The sequence below is a fragment of the Paraburkholderia sp. EG286B genome (assembly GCF_040965655.1).
Taxonomy (GTDB): domain Bacteria; phylum Pseudomonadota; class Gammaproteobacteria; order Burkholderiales; family Burkholderiaceae; genus Paraburkholderia.
Genome location: NZ_JBFRCF010000209.1, coordinates 1 through 294, shown reverse-complemented (window position 1 = coordinate 294; position 294 = coordinate 1). Strand labels below are relative to the sequence as shown.

Genomic DNA, 294 nt, shown 5'->3' with positions numbered 1-294 from the left:
AGGACGTACGGACGTAGAGCGGCCGCTCCGCGTCGACCTCGCCTGATCGTGTCCGATGCGGGTTAGACCCGGGAGCGACAAATTTCGGGGTCTATCGCCCCTGACGTGCGAGACGACGCCATTCACCCGGGGTCATGCCCATCCTCTCTGTGAACAAACGCCGGAACGAAGATACAGAATGGTAGCCAACTGATTCGGCTACGGCCTCTGTGGTCATCGTCGGCTTCTTCAACTCGTTCGCAGCGTGGCTCATGCGGATGTCGGTTAGCAAATCAACCGCTGAGCATCCGAGCG

General features: G+C 59.9%; 1 protein-coding gene. It reads right to left on the bottom strand.

What is annotated here, in order from left to right; translation table 11 throughout:
• Positions 1–91: 91 nt before the first annotated feature.
• Positions 92–294, bottom strand: a 203-nt coding sequence (locus tag AB4Y42_RS44450) for a helix-turn-helix domain-containing protein (RefSeq protein ID WP_368697924.1), incomplete at its 5' end; no start/stop codon positions are given.